This window comes from bacterium (assembly GCA_016708315.1).
Classification (GTDB): Bacteria; Zixibacteria; MSB-5A5; order CAIYYT01; family CAIYYT01; genus JADJGC01.
In genome coordinates this window covers 330499-347642 of record JADJGC010000002.1, presented here as the reverse complement: position 1 = coordinate 347642, position 17144 = coordinate 330499, and the positions used below count along the sequence as shown (strand labels likewise).

16 protein-coding genes are annotated in these 17144 nt (G+C 51.3%); 4 read left to right on the top strand and 12 right to left on the bottom strand.

What is annotated here, in order from left to right; all coding sequences use genetic code 11:
• Positions 1-7: 7 nt before the first annotated feature.
• Entirely contained in the window at positions 8-733 is a 726-nt protein-coding gene (locus IPH59_01830) for a YIP1 family protein (GenBank protein ID MBK7090454.1), read from the bottom strand.
• Positions 734-979: 246 nt separating this feature from the next.
• Positions 980-2017 carry a hypothetical protein gene (locus IPH59_01825; GenBank protein ID MBK7090453.1) on the bottom strand — a complete coding sequence of 346 codons (1038 nt, stop codon included), beginning with the start codon at positions 2015-2017 and terminating at the stop codon, positions 980-982.
• A gap of 207 nt (positions 2018-2224) precedes the next feature.
• On the opposite strand from IPH59_01825, the gene IPH59_01820 reads away from it, so the two are divergent.
• Positions 2225-4444: a carboxypeptidase regulatory-like domain-containing protein gene (locus IPH59_01820; protein ID MBK7090452.1), complete on the top strand. Its 2220-nt coding sequence runs from the start codon at positions 2225-2227 to the stop codon at positions 4442-4444.
• 73 nt (positions 4445-4517) lie between these two features.
• On the opposite strand, the gene IPH59_01815 is transcribed toward IPH59_01820, so the two are convergent.
• From IPH59_01815 to IPH59_01770, 10 genes are all read right to left on the bottom strand, one after another.
• Positions 4518-4985 (bottom strand): 23S rRNA (pseudouridine(1915)-N(3))-methyltransferase RlmH, encoded by a 468-nt coding sequence (locus IPH59_01815; GenBank protein ID MBK7090451.1) that lies wholly within the window; start codon positions 4983-4985, stop codon positions 4518-4520.
• Positions 4985-5383 (bottom strand): YjbQ family protein, encoded by a 399-nt coding sequence (locus tag IPH59_01810; protein ID MBK7090450.1) that lies wholly within the window; start codon positions 5381-5383, stop codon positions 4985-4987. The genes IPH59_01815 and IPH59_01810 overlap by 1 nt, the downstream gene beginning before the upstream one ends.
• Positions 5380-6300, bottom strand: coding sequence for a signal recognition particle-docking protein FtsY (ftsY, locus tag IPH59_01805; GenBank protein ID MBK7090449.1), 921 nt, complete (start codon positions 6298-6300; stop codon positions 5380-5382). Before ftsY ends, IPH59_01810 begins: the two co-directional genes overlap by 4 nt.
• Positions 6300-10124 (bottom strand): chromosome segregation protein SMC, encoded by a 3825-nt coding sequence (smc, locus tag IPH59_01800; GenBank protein ID MBK7090448.1) that lies wholly within the window; start codon positions 10122-10124, stop codon positions 6300-6302. The genes ftsY and smc overlap by 1 nt, the downstream gene beginning before the upstream one ends.
• Positions 10125-10145: 21 nt before the next feature.
• Entirely contained in the window at positions 10146-10697 is a 552-nt protein-coding gene (locus IPH59_01795; protein ID MBK7090447.1) for a hypothetical protein, read from the bottom strand.
• Between the two features lie 14 nt (positions 10698-10711).
• Entirely contained in the window at positions 10712-11587 is an 876-nt protein-coding gene (locus tag IPH59_01790; protein MBK7090446.1) for a DUF4115 domain-containing protein, read from the bottom strand.
• Positions 11584-12132 carry a septum formation protein Maf gene (gene maf, locus IPH59_01785; protein MBK7090445.1) on the bottom strand — a complete coding sequence of 183 codons (549 nt, stop codon included), beginning with the start codon at positions 12130-12132 and terminating at the stop codon, positions 11584-11586. Before maf ends, IPH59_01790 begins: the two co-directional genes overlap by 4 nt.
• Positions 12133-12218: 86 nt before the next feature.
• On the bottom strand, positions 12219-12671 hold the full coding sequence (locus IPH59_01780) for a D-tyrosyl-tRNA(Tyr) deacylase (GenBank protein MBK7090444.1): 453 nt from the start codon (positions 12669-12671) through the stop codon (positions 12219-12221).
• A 232-nt stretch (positions 12672-12903) separates the two neighbouring features.
• On the bottom strand, positions 12904-13092 hold the full coding sequence (locus IPH59_01775) for a hypothetical protein (protein MBK7090443.1): 189 nt from the start codon (positions 13090-13092) through the stop codon (positions 12904-12906).
• Complete coding sequence (locus IPH59_01770) at positions 13082-14572, bottom strand: hypothetical protein (protein MBK7090442.1); 1491 nt, start codon at positions 14570-14572, stop codon at positions 13082-13084. The genes IPH59_01775 and IPH59_01770 overlap by 11 nt, the downstream gene beginning before the upstream one ends.
• Before the next feature lie 220 nt (positions 14573-14792).
• Between IPH59_01770 and IPH59_01765 the strand changes: the two genes are divergently transcribed.
• The 3 genes from IPH59_01765 to IPH59_01755 all read left to right on the top strand — a co-directional run bounded on the left by IPH59_01765 (position 14793) and on the right by IPH59_01755 (position 17135).
• Positions 14793-15056 carry a hypothetical protein gene (locus IPH59_01765; protein ID MBK7090441.1) on the top strand — a complete coding sequence of 88 codons (264 nt, stop codon included), beginning with the start codon at positions 14793-14795 and terminating at the stop codon, positions 15054-15056.
• 78 nt (positions 15057-15134) lie between these two features.
• Complete coding sequence (locus IPH59_01760; protein MBK7090440.1) at positions 15135-15719, top strand: dockerin type I repeat-containing protein; 585 nt, start codon at positions 15135-15137, stop codon at positions 15717-15719.
• A gap of 156 nt (positions 15720-15875) precedes the next feature.
• Complete coding sequence (locus IPH59_01755; GenBank protein ID MBK7090439.1) at positions 15876-17135, top strand: hypothetical protein; 1260 nt, start codon at positions 15876-15878, stop codon at positions 17133-17135.
• Positions 17136-17144: the final 9 nt, after the last annotated feature.

Sequence of the window (17144 nt, the reverse complement as noted above, 5' to 3'; positions counted from 1 at the left end):
TATCTTCTTACGGAACCAGCATCGCTATGCCGGCAGATATAAGCGCAAAAACTAATGTCGGTGTGAGCACGGTCAGCACTGCCTTCTGAGTGGCAAACTCGTAAACTACCTTCACGCCGATAACCAGCAAAATCATCTGCCAGACAATGAAAACGTCGGTGTATGTGTTTAGCAGTGTATAAAGAACTCCTGAAGTGGTTTCGCCCGGCAACAAAATTGCCAGTGATGTTCGCACGTCTACCGAGTTCTTGGCGACGATCAGAGGCGTCTTCACAATACTGGAAATGACCCACGTCATGAAAGACAGTACAACTACTGAAAAAACTTGCGCAAATCGTGCCTTGCCCCCGAAGATCACATTGCCCATCAGCATTGTCACGCCAAGCGTCAGGAATATCGCGATTGTCCAAACTATGGGAGAAGAAATAACGCCGATCCACTGAAATCCCTGCCCGGCTTCCATCTGCGATTTGATTTCCGCTTTCTGCTCGGCAGTGTAAGTATCCGACCTCTCGATGTAATCGATCTGTGCCTTCTGTATCGCGGGCATCATGAAATATGCCGCCGCTGTCATAGTGACCAGAAACACAATTAACGGAAGGACCCAAGTCGGCTTCTCCTTGATTGCGCGAAAGACCTTTGTCGGCTCGTAGAATATGCTCACTAACATAGACCACGGTGACATCGAATTTGTTTCAACTGTTGCGTTGGCAGCATTAAGATCGTTTGTCATGTTACTCTCCCTCACTTAGTTCTCGATGAACGAAAGTTACGCTCAAAAGTTTCAAAAAACAACGGAATACACAGGCACAAATGCTTGATAGACCCACTTTTAACCAAACTAACATCGACTCCCCAATCGACTCTAAACTCGGGCATTTTCCTGCTAACCTTGATTGCATCAATCCACAATCAAAAAGGCCGGCGCTGTTAAGCGTCGGCCTCAATTCGCTCGCTCAGGCACGAGAATATTTTCTTGCTAACGCCGAATAAAAACGGCTTCAACCTTCGGGAATGTCACGCCCGCCACGCTGCCGATCGGGAAATTAACTCGCCGAATCGGGGTGTAAGGCGACGGAACAGCCTGCGGTAGGTTGCCGCGCAACACTACCAAGTTTGATGGGCGTCGCAAATCATTGTCTGGATTCGGCTCAACCGTCACAAACGCCACTCCGCCGCGGGTGATGTCAAGCGGCCAACGCTCTGCCGGAATCCAGTCAGGCTTGTCCGTCAGGAAATCTTCGCCCGGGAAATTCGGAATCGCCCGATTGTCGCAGTGTTGATTGCTGTAGTCCTGATAGTCCGGGTAGTAGAACTTTCCGGTCGAGATCGTGTCACCGCCATTGAGAGCAACCCAGCCCTCATACAGATAACCGGTATCTGGCAGTACAGGTAATGTCATACCAACATCGAGAAGTTCATTTGCAGGGAAACTGGTCGGGCCGGGAGTCAATCTCAGGAACCAGACTCCGAAGCGTTCGCTTGCAGCATTCTCTTCTCCCAGACTGTACCAGAAACCGTTGGAAAACGTTGAAACGACAAATGTGCCTGCCGGAATACCATCGAAATTCACAGGAAAACGCATAAACGTCGAAATGTCGCGTTCGATTGTGCTTTGAGCTACAACTGTCGCCGACGGCTCTGTGCTTTCGTCAGTCGGATATTCTTCGAGCGTAATCCCGATCATATCCCAATCGTATGCATTGGGATTGTCACCGGGTATATTGAAAATCGAGTCCTTCACCGTCTTGGCGGCATCCGGCGTCAAGAATCTGTATTCGTATTCATCCCAGAAGAATTTACCCAGCGAAACGCTTTCAACCCAATTCGAGTCTTCATCGATATTGACCATCCAGCCCTCATAAACGAGTCCTTCATACAGCGAAGGGAATCTCTCCGGGCGCAAGAGAACGGCGTTTGCAGCGTTTCCATTCCCATCTTCAGGATCCTTGCTACAACCGGAAAACGCGGCTATTGAGATCATCAAGATTCCGCATGCAATCAATCTCTTAATCATTTCGGGTCATCCTCCCAAACCATATAAAAAACAACAACTTCCGACAGATTTCCAAGCCATCAGAATATCGGCTGTCGGCAACTGTGTCAAGTGATAATTTTCATACAGTCTATATGACGAATCAACCCTCAATTTGACTAAAACTATCCCGCCAATATGACGATAAAACCAATGATTCGAATCCTTTAACATTTTTGCGGGAGTACTATGATCGAGTGCAGCAAATGCGGTTCTGAGAATCATTTTGACGGCGCAGCTTTCTGCAAACGTTGCGGGGCGGAACTCTCCGCAAAAGTTGCTGTCGAAGTCATCGCTGAACCTTCCCAGCTAAACAAGACGGAAAAAATCCGTCTCAAAAACAAACCGGCCGAGCAGCCGGTTGAATCCACCGGCGAAGAGTTTACCGTCGAAGACGTCTCTGATCCTGAAGAGACCGCTGCTGAACTCAAGAGACTCAGCCCCTCTTCACAGGAAGGCGGTATCGATAAGCTGCTAAGTCTCTACGGCAGTGACGGTCCGGTCGAAAACGCTCAATCGACCATCGAAGATAATACCGAAAACACCCCATCTCTCGGCATCGAAACCGCCTCAGACTACCTCCTTCGCGAACAATCTCAGCGCGAGATTTCACGTCCACAACCGGCAGTCGAACCAGTTCAGGCGGTTGAGCAACCGGTCGTCAAGCCAGTCGATAAACTTTCTGAAATCCAGTCAAAACTGACCCAGATCGACGACACGGAGCCGGAAGTCAAGAATCCAATGGGCTCGCCAAAACGCAAAGCTGTAGAATCAGCCGTGCCCGCTGACGAAAAAAGTCGACTTCTCGAGAGTCTCAACAAATCGCTTCATATTGAACCACAGCCCGAACCGGTGAAACCGGTCGAGCACTACCGGGACCCGATGTCGAGTTCAAACACGCCCGAGCAAGAGCCTTTCCAGGCTAATTCCGAAGTGATCGCAACATCGGCTTTACCTGAAACTGAATCCGCCACAGCGGCTCTCGAACCTGAGTTGTCCGTTCCGACCATTCCCGTGGTCCAGATTCGCGGTCACAAGCTCACCTTGCCTAATAATGTCCGTATGTTGCCCGGCGACCGCCTTATTCACAACGATCAAGAGTATGTCGTTCGCAAGGGTGCCATCGACAGACGCAGTTGGGTTCTCGGCGGTGTTCTCGCCGCCGTTCTGGTAACGGTAATGATCATTCAGAGTCTCACCGCACCGGCTCCGATGAAAGCTACCCTCTTTGGTGTTGTCACCAATTCCGAGACCAGCGAAGTCCTTGCCGGGATTTCCGTCTCTATTCCGCAGATTAATGCGTCGACCGTCACAGATGAGCACGGCGTTTTCAAATTCGCCTCCGTTCCAGATGGACGCTACGATGTCAAAGTTGAAGGCGGTCTCTATGAAGCTCGCTTCTTCCCCGTCGTCATCCAGAACAACCAAAGCGATATCGTCTACGGCAGTGTCAATCCGATTCTCCCGCAGTCGACTACCAGTTCATTAACGTCGCGTCCGGCGCCGGTAGAATCAGTTCCTTCCGAAGAACAGCCCGAATTGGGAACACTCAAGATTCACTGCAATGTTCCTGATGCTACTGTCCTTCTCGACGGAAAGATGCTCGGCAAAATCAGTCAGACCTTCAAGCGTCTCAAACCGGGAGCCCGTAATTTCGTCATCCGCGCGGACGGTTATCAAGAGATCGCGCAAGTCGTCAATATCGTTGGCGGCGAAACAACCGAACTCACCGCGAATTTGCTCGCACTCGCTGATGACAAACCGGTAGAATACACCGCAGATGATTTCTTTGATCAAGCCGAATCGCTTTTCCGTGAACAGAAGTACATCGAAGCTGTCGGCTACTATACCTTGGCATTGGCAAAGAACTCTTCAATGGTGAAGTCATATCTCCGCCGTGCAGAAGCTCATCTTCAGGCCGGCAAGCGTTTGAATGCTCGCGCTGACTATCGCTCTGCCGCTGACCTCTATATCAACTCGGCAATGTATAGCCAGGCAATCTTCTGTTACGACAAGATCATCGAATTCCAACCCGATGCTTCTGACGCCTTCAGCCTTCGCGGCTGGGCTAAAATCTCAGCGGGAGACTACGACAATGGACTGACCGACCTCCAGAAGGCTCTCTCCTTCACGCCGGACGACCAGCAGGCGCTGTTCGACGTCGGCAAGGCATACTATGTCACCAATCGTTACAAAGACGCTGAGAAGATTCTCAAGAAGATTCGCAAACACGGCGATGAATCCCCTGAAATCTATGGCTACCTTGCCCTGACTGAATTGGCGCAAGGCGACGAAAGTGATGCCCGCAAGGCGTACGATTCCTTCCGTAAAGTCGCGACATCGGCACAGCTTGCCCGCATGTCAACCCAATCCGGTTGGCAGAGATTAACGGCGTTGGCAGGAAACTAATACAGAAAAGAGAGGCTAGTCCAGTTTCGGGGCTCGGCCCCACCGTTAACGCGGTGGGGCCTTTTATTTGTATCTACTTGTGGTACTTCGATCCCGCTTCAATCGAGCAGGCACGATACAACTGCTCAAGCAGTACGACGAGTGTCAGCTCATGCGGAAATGTCATCGCCGAAAGTGAAATGTGGTCTTTGTACTGCTGCTTGAGTTCATCACTCAGTCCGAAAGCACCGCCGACAACCAAGTGTACATGCGAACTTCCCTGTTTGATATGACTGATCAGTGCAGAGAACTGCTCCGAACTTAATCGCTTCCCCTGTACATCGAGCAAAAGAACATAGCTTCGCGGTGCTATCGCTTTGCTAATCCGCTCAGCTTCAATTTCAAGTACCTGAGCCGGAGTCTGCGTCGCGCTGTCCGCTTCCTTGACAGATGTCAGTTTTAGTTCGGCGTACTTCGACAATAGCTTTCGATAGTGATCAATCCCCTCTTGAATCCAAGGGAATTTGATCTTACCAACACTGATAATCTCAATCTGCAACATCAGCCGCTCACCAGCTTGACTATGAACTCCCGACTCCTCGGTCCATCAAATTCGCAGAAGTACACACCCTGCCACGTTCCAAGCACCAACGCCCCATTCGCCACGATGATTGTTTCCGAACAACCAACTAACGACGACTTAATGTGCGAGTCTGAATTTCCCTCGGCGTGGCGGTAGCCATCTTCTTTGGGAAATGACTCACCCAACTTTTTCAGGACATCTGATTTCACCGATGGATCAGCATTCTCATTGATCGTTATTGCCGCTGTCGTATGTGGCGTGAAGACCACGCAGATCCCGTCTCGGAATTTTGCGGTGTTAATGAACTCTTGAATTTGTGTGGTGATGTCGATGAGCTGATTGCGAGCCGTCGTTCGGAGAGCAAATCGCTGGATCATGCAAACATTGCTTCGACGAAGTCGCGCGGCTTAAACTCGTCGAGATCGTCCATTTGCTCGCCAATTCCGATCAGTACGACCGGAAGTTTGAACTTGTCGACAATTGAAAACACGGCCCCGCCTTTGGCGGTCCCGTCAAGCTTCGTAATGATCACGCCATCGAGCTGAAGCAACTTATCAAATATTTCCACCTGCTGGAGCGCATTCTGCCCCGTCGTCCCGTCGATCACAAGTAACGTCTTATGCGGCGCGTCGGGCATCGCCTTCTTGATGACCCGCTTCACCTTGCTAAGCTCTTCCATCAAATTCAACTTGGTGTGCAACCGCCCGGCAGTGTCAATGATCACCATGTCATCGCCCCGCGATATCGCCGCTGATACGGCATCAAATGCCACCGATGCGCTGTCGCCGCCTTCTTGACCTTTGACAATGTTACAGCCGACGCGTCCGGCCCAGATCGTCAGTTGCTCGATCGCCGCCGCCCTAAACGTGTCTGCCGCCGCCATCGTTACCTTCTTGCCGTCATTCATGAATCGGCGCGCGATTTTCGCAATCGATGTTGTCTTGCCGGTACCGTTGACGCCGACAATCATAATGACATGAGGCTTCTGCGCCACTTCAAAGAACGAACGCCCGCTATCTTGAAAAGCAAACAGTTCCGTCAGCGAATCTTTCAAAAGTCCATACACTTCATCGGAATTATCAATGCCCTGTTTTGCTACGCGCGATTTGAGATCGTCAACAACCTTGCCGGTTGTTTCTACACTGATATCTGCGGAAATGAGAATTTCTTCGATTTCGTCTAACAACCCCGCGTCGATCTTCTTGTGCAGACCGACCGCAGTCTTGAGTTTGCTGACGATGTTTTCTTTTGTCTTGAGAAGCCCCTGGGCGAGCTTCTTAAACGAGAATCCCATTAATCATCGTCCTCATCATCGTCATCATCATCCTCGTATTCATCGTCATCGTCTTCATCGTACTCTTCGTCATCTTCTGGACCGCCCAAGGTCGACTCACCTGCCGCAGGTCTCGTTTCAATCGCTTTCTCGCTCTTTCCAACCGGCTCATCGAATTCTGCGCCAAGCTCTTCATCAAAAGCAGTCATTGCGAGCACTGGTTCGGGCTGAGGTTCCGGCTCAACAGACTTTGCCTCTTGTCCAGTGAACTTCATCACCTCAAGTTCGGTGCGTCGACCCTTGCCCTCAAAATCAACCGATACAATCTGGCTCACACCCGGTTGTTGCATCGTGACACCGTAAAGACGATCGCATTGTTCCATCGTCCGCTTGTTGTGAGTGATGATGATAAACTGCGTCTTGCCGATGAAACTCCGCACCATGCGCAAGAATCGCATTACGTTGGCATCATCCAACGGCGCGTCAACTTCGTCAAGAATACAGAACGGTGAAGGCTTTACAAGATAGATGGCAAACAACAGCGAAATCGCCGTCAATGCCTTTTCGCCGCCCGACAACTGCGTGATATTCAAAAACCGCTTGCCGCGTGGACGTGCCGAAATTTGCACCGGCGATTCCAGCGGGTCCTCTTCATTCTCAAGACGCAAATCTGCTTCGCCGCCCTGGAATAACTCCGCGAACACTTGCTGGAAATTCGTGCGCACTTGAACGAAAGTCTCCGAGAACATCTTGCGCGCGGTCGTGTTGATGCGCGTTATCGTCGACTTGAGATCATCTTTGGCTCTGGTGAGATCGTCGATTTGTCCGCGCAAGAAACGCTCGCGTTCCGACTCACGCTCATATTCTTCCAGCGCCAGCATGTTGACCATGCCGATCTGTTGTTGCTTACTGCGGCAATCCTGAAGTTCCGCTTCCAGTTCATGGAACGTTTCATCCGCCAGCGGCTCCGGCATGACGATTGAGATTACATCAATATCGTAAAGCTCACGCAACTGACCGATTACATCTTCGTGACGTGCGTTGAGTTCAGTCTCCTGCACCAACAGCGTCTGATTCTGATTATTCAGTTCTTCGCGTTGTCTGCGATTCGCTTTGAGTATCTGGTCGAATTCCGACTGCTTCTCGCTCAGTTCGCCTTGCTTAGACGTCAACGCCAATTCTTCGCTTCGCAATGACTCGCGCTCTCCAGCCTTCTCTTCCAGCTGTCTGCGGCAATCCGCAATGCGTTCTCTTAGTCCCGCAATCTCAGTCACTCTCGCTTCACACGTGCGAATCCGATACTCGCGCTGAGAGTGCATCTCCGTGGTTAACTCGTCAATGCGTTGAAGATTGTTTTCCAGCGAGTTGAGTTCTGTCTGCTGACGAATTCCCCGAAGTCGCAATTCCTCGACTTGTTGCGCCGCACTGTTGACATCGTGCTGAAGCGTCTCCACGGTGGATTGTTGCGACTGTAGCGACATCAACCTGCCTTCGGAATCAGCCGCTAACCGCGTGACATCACCCTCAAGCGCCTCAAGCTGGCTCCTCAGATTTTGGCTCTTTTCATTCAGTCTTTCGGTTTCGGTGCCGAATTCCCGATGCAAGTCCACGATCTGCTGTACCCGTAGCTTGTGGCTTGCTTGCTCGATCTGAAGTTCCGCCGCTGTGTTTCGAAGTTGCGAGACCTGTCTAGCGGCATCGGCAAGATTGCTTTCAATCTGAGTCTTATGTAATCCCCACCGTTCGATTTCACTACGCGTTGATTCCGTTACACCCGTCAACTCCTCGATCTCAACTTTCAATCGAGTAAGATCGCTCTCGCGTCCCAGAAGCGGAACCTGCTTGTCGCCGCCGCCGGTATGAATCTGACGCGCTGGATAATAATGACCGTCAAGCGTCACCACACGGAAATCGCCCTGCCCCAATTCGATTAACTTCTCGGCGGAATTCTGTTCATTGACAATCAACACGTCGCCCAGAAGCAGATCAGCCAACTTCTCATATCCCGGCACCGCCGAAATCACTTCGGATGCGTGAACCAAGTTGCCGCCGAAACCGCCCGGACGTGCCAGCTTATGATCCTTTGACCAACTATCAAGTTCCGACTTGATGATAAATGTCGCTCGTCCACGCTTGTTTGCACGCAAATGAGTTATTGCTTGGTGTGCCGCCTTGCGGTCCTCTACGACAATGTACTCTGCCGCATCACCCATGGCCGTTTCAATCGCCGCCGTGTATTCCGGCTGGACGCGAATCAGATTTGCCGCAGTATCAATCACGCCTGGAATCTCTTCGCGATTCGAGAAGATGCTGGTGACACCCGAGCCATATCCTTCGTAGTGCGCCATCATCCGTGACAGAAGCTCGGCCTGCGCTTGCACAGTGTTAAGCTGCACACTCTTCGTATTGAGCGTCGTTTGCAATTCCGCCAATCGAGCTGTTGTCTCATCGCGTTCGGTGCTCAGCGCCGTTGTGCTTTCTTCAAGGAACGCTATCTCATCACGGCTCTTCTGCTGTCTCTCTTCGACAATTGCCAGCTTCCTGACGCATTCTTCGTTCTCGGTGGTAAGCAATGCCTCGCGCTCTCGGATCTTCTCTATTTGCACCCGTAGGTCTTCAATTTGCTGTCCAAGTTGCGTCCGCGTTTGCTCGGAGAGATTCTTCTTACCCTCAATTTCAAATAGGTCGCGTTGCTGGCTCTGCGTGGAATTACGCGCCTGATCCAACTCGGCGATCTTTGCGTTGAGTGTCGCCTCGCGCGCTAGCAAGTCGGCGTGGGCTTCGGCAAGACTGCTTTGAAGTGATTCCTTCTTTGATAGGAGGTTCACCTTCTCCTGCGCCAATTGTTCTATCTTAATCTTGAGATTCTCAATATCGCGCTGGTCATTTTGCTCGCTGACGTCCGCCGAGTGAATGCGCTCCTCCGTCACCGAAATCTCTGACTCGAGGCGGTAGCAGTTGGACGACACTTCCTCAACTTTCTGCCGTATCTCGCGCAATTGCTCGGACAATTCGAGGCTCTTTGCCGCGTAGTCTTCACGCGCCAATTCCCAGCGGTCGATTTCGCCGCTCAGCTCTGCCAGCTTTATCTGACTCAGCCGCTTTTCGTCGCGCACACTCTGAAGTTGTCCGTGGAGTCTGCGATATTTCTCTTTGAGAATTACTTGTCCGACAGTCTTGACGCGATCTTCATAATACTTGTATCGCTCGGCCTTCTTCATCTGTCGGCTCAGACTATTGACCTGCGTCGAGACTTCGCTGAGAATATCCAGTAACCGAAGAAGATCCTGCTCAGTCGCTTCCAACTTCCGCAATGCCGCTTTCTTGCGATGCTTGTACTTGGTGATACCGGCGGCTTCCTCAAACAACATCCTCCGTTGATCGGCCTTGTCGGAGAGAATAGCCTCCACCATATCCAGCTCAATCACCGAATATGCATGTGCGCCCATCCCAGTATCGGCAAACAGATCATTGATATCTTTGAGTCGGCAGGAAACGTTATTGAGAAGATATTCCGAATCACCTGAACGGTGAAGACGGCGTGTAATAGTCAGATTGTTGTACTCTGTTGGCAGGACTCCGCGATTATTGACAATGTGCAGCGCGACTTCCGCCATTCCCAGCGGTTTCATTTCGCGCGTCCCGGCAAAAATGACATCTTCCATCTTGCCGCCGCGAAGAATCGAAATTCTCTGCTCGCCGAGTACCCAGCGGATAGCATCAAGCACATTCGTCTTGCCACAACCATTCGGTCCGACAACACCGGTGATACCCGCTGCGAACTCAACCGACGTCTTTAACGGAAATGATTTAAATCCAAGTATTTCTAAACCCGATAAATACAAGTCTGACTCCTGTCCCCGAAGTTAATTTGTCTCGCGAAAATCAGGCATGACCGACGTCAATTGTATCGACGTCAGCAGATCGATCATACTGCGATAGACCTTGAGTTCGTCATGTTGGAAACTCGACCGAATCTCGAAGTTGTGAATTGGCGCTCCCCAGACTCCGGCTAATCCGATCCTAAGACCGGCCCCGGAGTTGATTGCCACCAGTGCGTTGAATATATTCCGATGTGTCTCGAAATCGATGAACACTGAAGAATCAAAATCGGCCACCTTCTTGAAGAAATCCTGCTTTGGCAATCCGAACAAGTTTGCCGCATACAGATCCGGCGAGATAGCGTGCATCCCCGTCTTGCGGGCCACTTCGGTGCAACCGGCGGGCACAACTACCATCAAATCACTCGATGGAAAAATCACCGGCAATTCACTGACCATTCTCAGCAATACGCTGTTCGTCTGAATGCCGGCCGGAAGAGTAACAACAATGCGCTTCGATCCGCGAATCGAACCCGGAAATTCGTAGGCAACCATGCGGCATTGGCGCGATTTCACGCGCACTACCCATTGCTGCATTCTCTCCTTAAACTTCAAGGCACAATCCTCGCACTGTCGACATAGTTCTTGTAATTGGTACGCGTCAAAGTGTATGTACGCACGGTCCCATCATCTTTCGCCGCCAATGCCAATGGCTGGGCATTGCACCAAACATCGACATTATTCGCCCGTCCCAGCTTGAAACTGATGCTGTCCTGCATCGCGAACCACAAAGTATCCTGCGTTTTCATCAGTTCCGAAAAACTGCTGTCGCCGTCTATACTGACCTCGATCCAGCATTCCCCTCGTCCAACCATCAGCAGATTTATCATCTCTTGCGCCGCCGGGACCGAACTCAACGTATCATTCCCGGTCGAATCAGAGACAACCACTGGCTCAGGTATTGGCTCCGGTTTTTTCACCGCAGCCGCTGGTGTCGAACTCTTAGGATCGCTGAACAGCTCGCCGCGATAAACCTGTACGGCTACTATCGCCAAGACTATAACCAAAACTGCCAGAGTCGCAACCAGAAATCTGCTGCCGCCGCCATTCTTTTGCGGTTCAGCCTCGGCTGTCGCCGACACCGGCTGCGGCGCATAGGCCGGTCGTTTGGCTGGCTGCTTTGCCGGTTGCGGAGTCGCTTCGGCTCCCTCTTGCTCTGCCGGCACCGGCTCATGTTCCGGCAGGCGCAACAGCAACTCGTCTATTGAGATTCCCAAAAATTCGCAATACGACTTGAGGAACAACTCCTTATAGACGTGACCCGGAAGGTCTTCATCCTTGCCTTCTTCGATCGCCGTCAAATACTTTACATGGATTTTGATTCTCTCGGCTACTTCCTCAAGTGACAAGTCTCGCCCTTGACGGCGACGCCGCAGAAAATCTCCCAGTGACTGAACATCTTCATCTGAACCAAATTCAAAAGTCACGATCTTAACTCCCGCATCATCCGGACAAACATCTCAATCGGAAATCCGATTACATTGTGCAGACTTCCTTCGAGACCATCCACCAGCAGTTCACCCATTCCCTGTATTCCATAGGCGCCGGCTTTATCCATCGGCTCCTTAGATTCAACATATGATCTAATTGCATCCTCATCCAAATTTCGAAACCGCACGAACGTCTTGTCTGCTTGCGCAATCACTCGACCATTCTTATCCCGCACCGCCAATGCGGTTATGACGAAATGCGTCTTCCCTGAAAGTGTCCTCAGCATTCGCACGGCGTCAGCAGCATCTGTCGGCTTGCCCAGAATTATACTCCCCAGAACGACAATCGTGTCCGCAGCTACAGTAAGTTGTCCTGTGCCGTTCGTTGCCGCCAACTTCTCTTTCGCTAATCTGATCGCGAATTCAATTGGCTCGGCACCTTCCGGGACCGACTCATCAACATCAGGCGGATCAACAATGCAATCGACACCTGCCAATCGCAATATCTCCCGCCTGCGCGGCGAACCCGATGCCAATACGATCTGCTCTTCTCCGAGAAGTCGCCGAAGCTCCTCTCGAATTGCATCATCTACATCAAGTACAAATCGCTTCTCAATACCCATAGTTGTCATTTTCTCATCTCATCCGAATTGAGAATGATCGTCACCGGACCTGCGTTACAAAGTTCCACTTCCATGCTGGCGCCGAACACGCCAGACTCTACTCGAATCCCGGAGGCCGCAACGCTCTTCTTAAAATGCTCGAACAACCGTTCAGCCTCGACCGGTTCCAATGCGTCGGTGAATGCCGGTCGTCTGCCTTTGCGCGTGTCCGCATAAAGCGTGAACTGACTGACCGCCAGAAGCGACCCGCCCACATCCAAAAGCGACAGGTTCATTTTTCCCTGACCGTCACCGAAAACCCGCAAGTTCACGGTTTTGTCGGCAAGAACTTCAGCGTCCACGTCCTTGTCTCCATTGGTCGCCCCGACTAAGGCCATGAATCCATTATCGATAGCACCTACAACTTCATTTTCTACTTTTACTCTCGCCCATGTCACACGTTGCAGTACTAATCTCATTAACTAACCTTGCCGGCGCGTTAGATACTGGCGATATTCAACTTTGTCAACTAAAACTGTGCGCCCAATTTTAACCGTCAGTTGGAATCGGAGCTATTGCATCAATAGATTCGCGTAACTCATCGTATGGCAATGCATTATGTTTGTCGTTGTCGAAAGAAAGTAAAAAGGTCGAAACCTCTCGATCCCGACCTTCTCAAACTGCAATTTACCGCTCTTGACAGGATGTTTCTCAAAGCTCGCCTAACGTCAGCTCCACATCAGCGATCTTCCAGGATTCATCAAACTCAGCTTTGACCTTCTTGGCATCTTCTGCCTTACCCTGAGCCTTCAGCGCTTCCCACAATCCAAACAGTGCTCGACCGCTCTTCGGGTGAACCACTAACTCTTCCCGGAAGGCTTTCTCTGCTTCAGGAGCCATTTTGTTCTTGAGCAGTATCGCTCCCAAAGCTTCCCCTCGAATTGACATACCATCCTTCCGGCTCATCATAGCTCAGCGTATCCTGAGCCGCGACTGCATGCCGAAGATGTCCAATCGCCTCGCTATCTTTCCCTTCAGCCTCGGCAATCTTCGCCCTAAGCATGTGACGCGCAATCTCCGTTGCCTTGCGAGCGTCATTGATCGCCCCGACAACACATACTTCCGGCATTTTCTTCTCGGAACTCTCGAAGCCTGCAAATTCCTCGCGCGCCGCCGTTATATTGCCCTTGGCAGCCTGCGCCATGCCCCTCGCAAAGTGCTTGAATGTCGCCATGATCGCCAGCCCGCTGTCCGGAATGTTCGTCGCCAGTATCTCGTCCCACTTGTTGAATTGCGCGAGCACGAAATACCGTGTCGGCAAAATTCCTGCCACCATTGGATCCTGCGCTGCGTACGGAAATATCTCGCTCTCAAGGCGCGCCGTTTCGCGCATTGCCTCTTCGTACCGCCCTGCAAAAGCACACGACACCGCCAGGAAATGGATGTTATGCGGATAGTAGCTCATCGTATAGAATCCGCCTCCGCCGTTGGCCACGTATGTACTGTCAACCTTGACTGCCTGACGATTCGCAAGTATCGACTGCTCATATTCGCCCATCCTGATATAGGTGTGCGCCGGCATATGCACCAGATGCCCCGCATCCGGCACAAGAGAAGGCAAACGCTTTGCGCACGGCATTGCCCGTTGCGGTTCTCTCGATGCCTCTACCGCGTGTATGTAATAGTGATTCGCTCCCGGATGATTCGGGTTCTTTGCCATCACTTTTTCAAGCACCATCACGATTTCTTCCGTCCCCTCTGCAGGAGTGCCATCCCGATTCCAGAGCTGCCACGGCTTGAGATTCATCATGCTCTCGCCATACAGTGTCGCCGCATCGAGATCATCCGGATACTTCTCCCACAAAGCTTTCATCGCCGCCGAATACGCCGCCTCAAACTTCGAGTAGTCCGCTTTCGGATCACTCGAGTATCGCTTCGTCAGCGCCTCGATATAGTCGCGCTCTTTCTCGCTTACTTTCGACATTAGCGCCCTTGCCTTCTGCAATTCCGTCCAAGCCCCTGCTGCCTGAAGGGTATCCATCGGGCGATTGTAATTTGTCCCCAGTGCCAAGGCAATCCCCCAATGCGCCATCGCCAGATTCGAGTCTAGCGAAGCTGCCTTGCAGAACGAGCGAATCGCTTCATCGTGATTGAACGCGAAACACATCGTCAGCCCTTGGTCGAAGTATGCTTGCGCCTCGGCGTTCTTCGTCGACACCGGGTGGTGATGGTTCCCGCGCCCCTTCATCAACTCCGTAGGCAGCGATTGAAGATAATTCTGATTATTCGAACAATACGGACAAGCGTTAGCTATTGACGATGCCGCGAAAAGCACCGCAAGGCAGATAAGTGTTCTCATTAAACTGAAACGTCTTTTCATTTTTCCTCCTTACTTGAAGACGTGTTCCGCATTTTAACAATCTCGACCCAAGGCGGCAACAAGAATATAGTTAAAATCGAGCCATGTTTAGTCCTTGCTTGCGCGTCAACGCCAGAATTCGCACTTGCTTAATCGTAGATATTGTTGTATACTACTTTGACTTTAGGAGGCTGCTATCTTCAATATAACGCACTTCGTTCTGATTGCCCTGTTCGCGCTGATGCTCACTTGGGCAAATCCGATTACTCTTCGCGCCGACACCTGCGATACCTTGGACTGCGGCGATGCCAACGGTGATGGCTTCATCAACATTTCCGATGTAGCCCAGGCCAGTTATTATCTCTCACACCCCAATTCAGTACCCACGAACTGCGCTGACGGTGATGGCTACGATCTCGTAACGCACCGCGATCTCTTCCGTGCTTTAGATACATGTTCTTGCCAGTTACGGAACCACCGTTATGTGTTGCGCGTCCAAAGTTAGTAGGGACCTGACGAATTCCGATTTATCGATTACTTTTGATCAAATCATCAATGAAAATGACAGTTCGCGACCCTTAAGTTGAGACTCTCAAATTGGCTACCTTTACGGCTAATTTGCGTTCAGTATGCCGTTCTTAGTTCGAGTCAATGGCGAACCCCTCTATCACTTGCCATTGATCGTGAAGCCTCGACATTACCCTCAACTCCGGGCTTCTTTATCGATGCCTCGACAGGTTCTGCTCTTGTTCGATATGTTGACACACCAATCGACTCCGGCGAATACATTATCTGCGACATCATCGTCCGCGTCGAACCCTCTCCCATCGTGCGCCACGTTACTCTCGAATACACCGAGCTCGGTCCCTACATGACCGGCGTCTTCGAACCGCCCAACTCCGCTTGCAACTATGTCATGTTCCTCGATGACAGCCTCAACGCCTGGCAACCCGAGCTTGTACCGACATGTATGTGCGGCGATGCCGACAACAACGGCTTTTGGACTGTCTCCGATGCTGTCTATATCATATATCACATTTTCGGGAACAACAATCCGCCCGCTCAGCCCTGTCTCGGCGACGCCAACGGCAGCGGCGGAGTTTCCATCTCTGACGCAATCTACCTAATTGTGTACATCTTAGGCGGCCCGCCTCCTCGTTGTCCATAATCGACTCAGCCGCATATCACAATCGCCCTAACAATCATGGATATCTGGCGCAACTATAGTGTTGCTAAGAATCGCATTCCATCCTATATTGAATTCAACAATAGCATTCTACCAACCTTGCACCGCGAAACACGTGCAATTCAGGAGGTTGCGAACATGAGAAGCCCAATTCGCAAGTTACGAGTAATCTTTCTCTCCTTGATCTCCCTCACAGTCGCGATGACTCTCTTTGCCGAAAACTCCGGCAAGAATTCGGTGGCTGATATCCCGCCTGAACGCGGCCTGCGCACGGCCTGCCTGCGCATGGATGTTTATCCAAACTCACAGATCGCGTCGAACACACCCGGGTATGCTTTTAGCTATTTTGGGGATCCAAACGACTACATCTATGATGGCTATCTCATACTCGGCAATTCTGCCGCCAATCTGAGTTATTCGACTAGTCTCCAGGGAACCGGGATTCCCACACCATCGAACCCGTTTGGATATTTGTATCCGGATGCGATCGCTATGACCATCGATTCAGTTTCCTATGCCAGCCATCGCGTGGCCGCGGGCAAGGGCTACAATCGCGACTCGACAATCATGTTCGATGTACGTTGGTTTGCCGCCAAACACCCGGATACATGCAACTCTATGGTTGCCGAGTTCAAGATCTACAAGGGACCCAACGGCGGAACCGTTACCGGATTAACCATCGCGTATTATGTCGATGTGGACGTTCCAGCAGACTCTTTCTCGCGCAACTACTGTGGAGTTGATCCTTCCCGCTCGATGGTCTACCAGCGTGGTGCATCTACTGACGGACCCAACAATAATGCCAGCAGATATGCTGCAATGGCCGGACTTAGTTACAGGCGACAGATCATTGGCGGATTAGTACTCCCAGCATCCACCTACATCTATCCGGAGGCCGGGGTCTTCGAAAACGATTCTATCTGGAATCGCATGAGCATTCTCCAGGACGGACAATATTCGATTGCACCCGGTTTTGCCGATCCCGGCGTTGGGACCGGACCAGCTACCGATCTCGTTTCCGTACTGGTGCTCGATAGGAATCAGACCGTTACCAGTAGTGACACGCTTTACTACGGCGTCGTATTGGCCGGCCAGTCTGACGGTGGCACTTTGACTAGTCTTAAAAACGCCATCGATAAAGGCCTCTATTTTGCCGCGGACCACGACTTGGTTCCCGGCGCGTTTGTTGAGGGTTGTCTCTGCGGCGATGCAAACAACTCCGGTGGTTTCACTATCTCTGATGTTGTATATATCATTACCGCTGTGTTTGCAGGGGGACCTTTGCCCTCACAGCCATGTCTCGGCGATGCCAATGGCAGTGGCGACATGAGCGTTTCCGATGCTGTGTTTTTAATTGGCTTTCACTTCTTTGGCGGTCCCGAACCGCTTTGCCCATAAGATTTGAAC

Bases quoted from the DNA above. Each gene is read 5' to 3' on its own strand.
- IPH59_01770 (MBK7090442.1), bottom strand. From the start codon at position 14,572: ATGAAAAGACGTTTCAGTTTAATGAGAACACTTATCTGCCTTGCGGTG.
- IPH59_01780 (MBK7090444.1), bottom strand. From the start codon at position 12,671: ATGAGATTAGTACTGCAACGTGTGACATGGGCGAGAGTAAAAGTAGAA.
- IPH59_01815 (MBK7090451.1), bottom strand. From the start codon at position 4,985: ATGTTGCAGATTGAGATTATCAGTGTTGGTAAGATCAAATTCCCTTGG.
- IPH59_01795 (MBK7090447.1), bottom strand. From the start codon at position 10,697: ATGCAGCAATGGGTAGTGCGCGTGAAATCGCGCCAATGCCGCATGGTT.
- IPH59_01765 (MBK7090441.1), top strand. From the start codon at position 14,793: ATGCTCACTTGGGCAAATCCGATTACTCTTCGCGCCGACACCTGCGAT.
- IPH59_01830 (MBK7090454.1), bottom strand. From the start codon at position 733: ATGACAAACGATCTTAATGCTGCCAACGCAACAGTTGAAACAAATTCG.
- IPH59_01825 (MBK7090453.1), bottom strand. From the start codon at position 2,017: ATGATTAAGAGATTGATTGCATGCGGAATCTTGATGATCTCAATAGCC.
- IPH59_01775 (MBK7090443.1), bottom strand. From the start codon at position 13,092: ATGGCTCCTGAAGCAGAGAAAGCCTTCCGGGAAGAGTTAGTGGTTCAC.
- IPH59_01755 (MBK7090439.1), top strand. From the start codon at position 15,876: ATGAGAAGCCCAATTCGCAAGTTACGAGTAATCTTTCTCTCCTTGATC.
- IPH59_01820 (MBK7090452.1), top strand. From the start codon at position 2,225: ATGATCGAGTGCAGCAAATGCGGTTCTGAGAATCATTTTGACGGCGCA.
- IPH59_01810 (MBK7090450.1), bottom strand. From the start codon at position 5,383: ATGATCCAGCGATTTGCTCTCCGAACGACGGCTCGCAATCAGCTCATC.
- ftsY (MBK7090449.1), bottom strand. From the start codon at position 6,300: ATGGGATTCTCGTTTAAGAAGCTCGCCCAGGGGCTTCTCAAGACAAAA.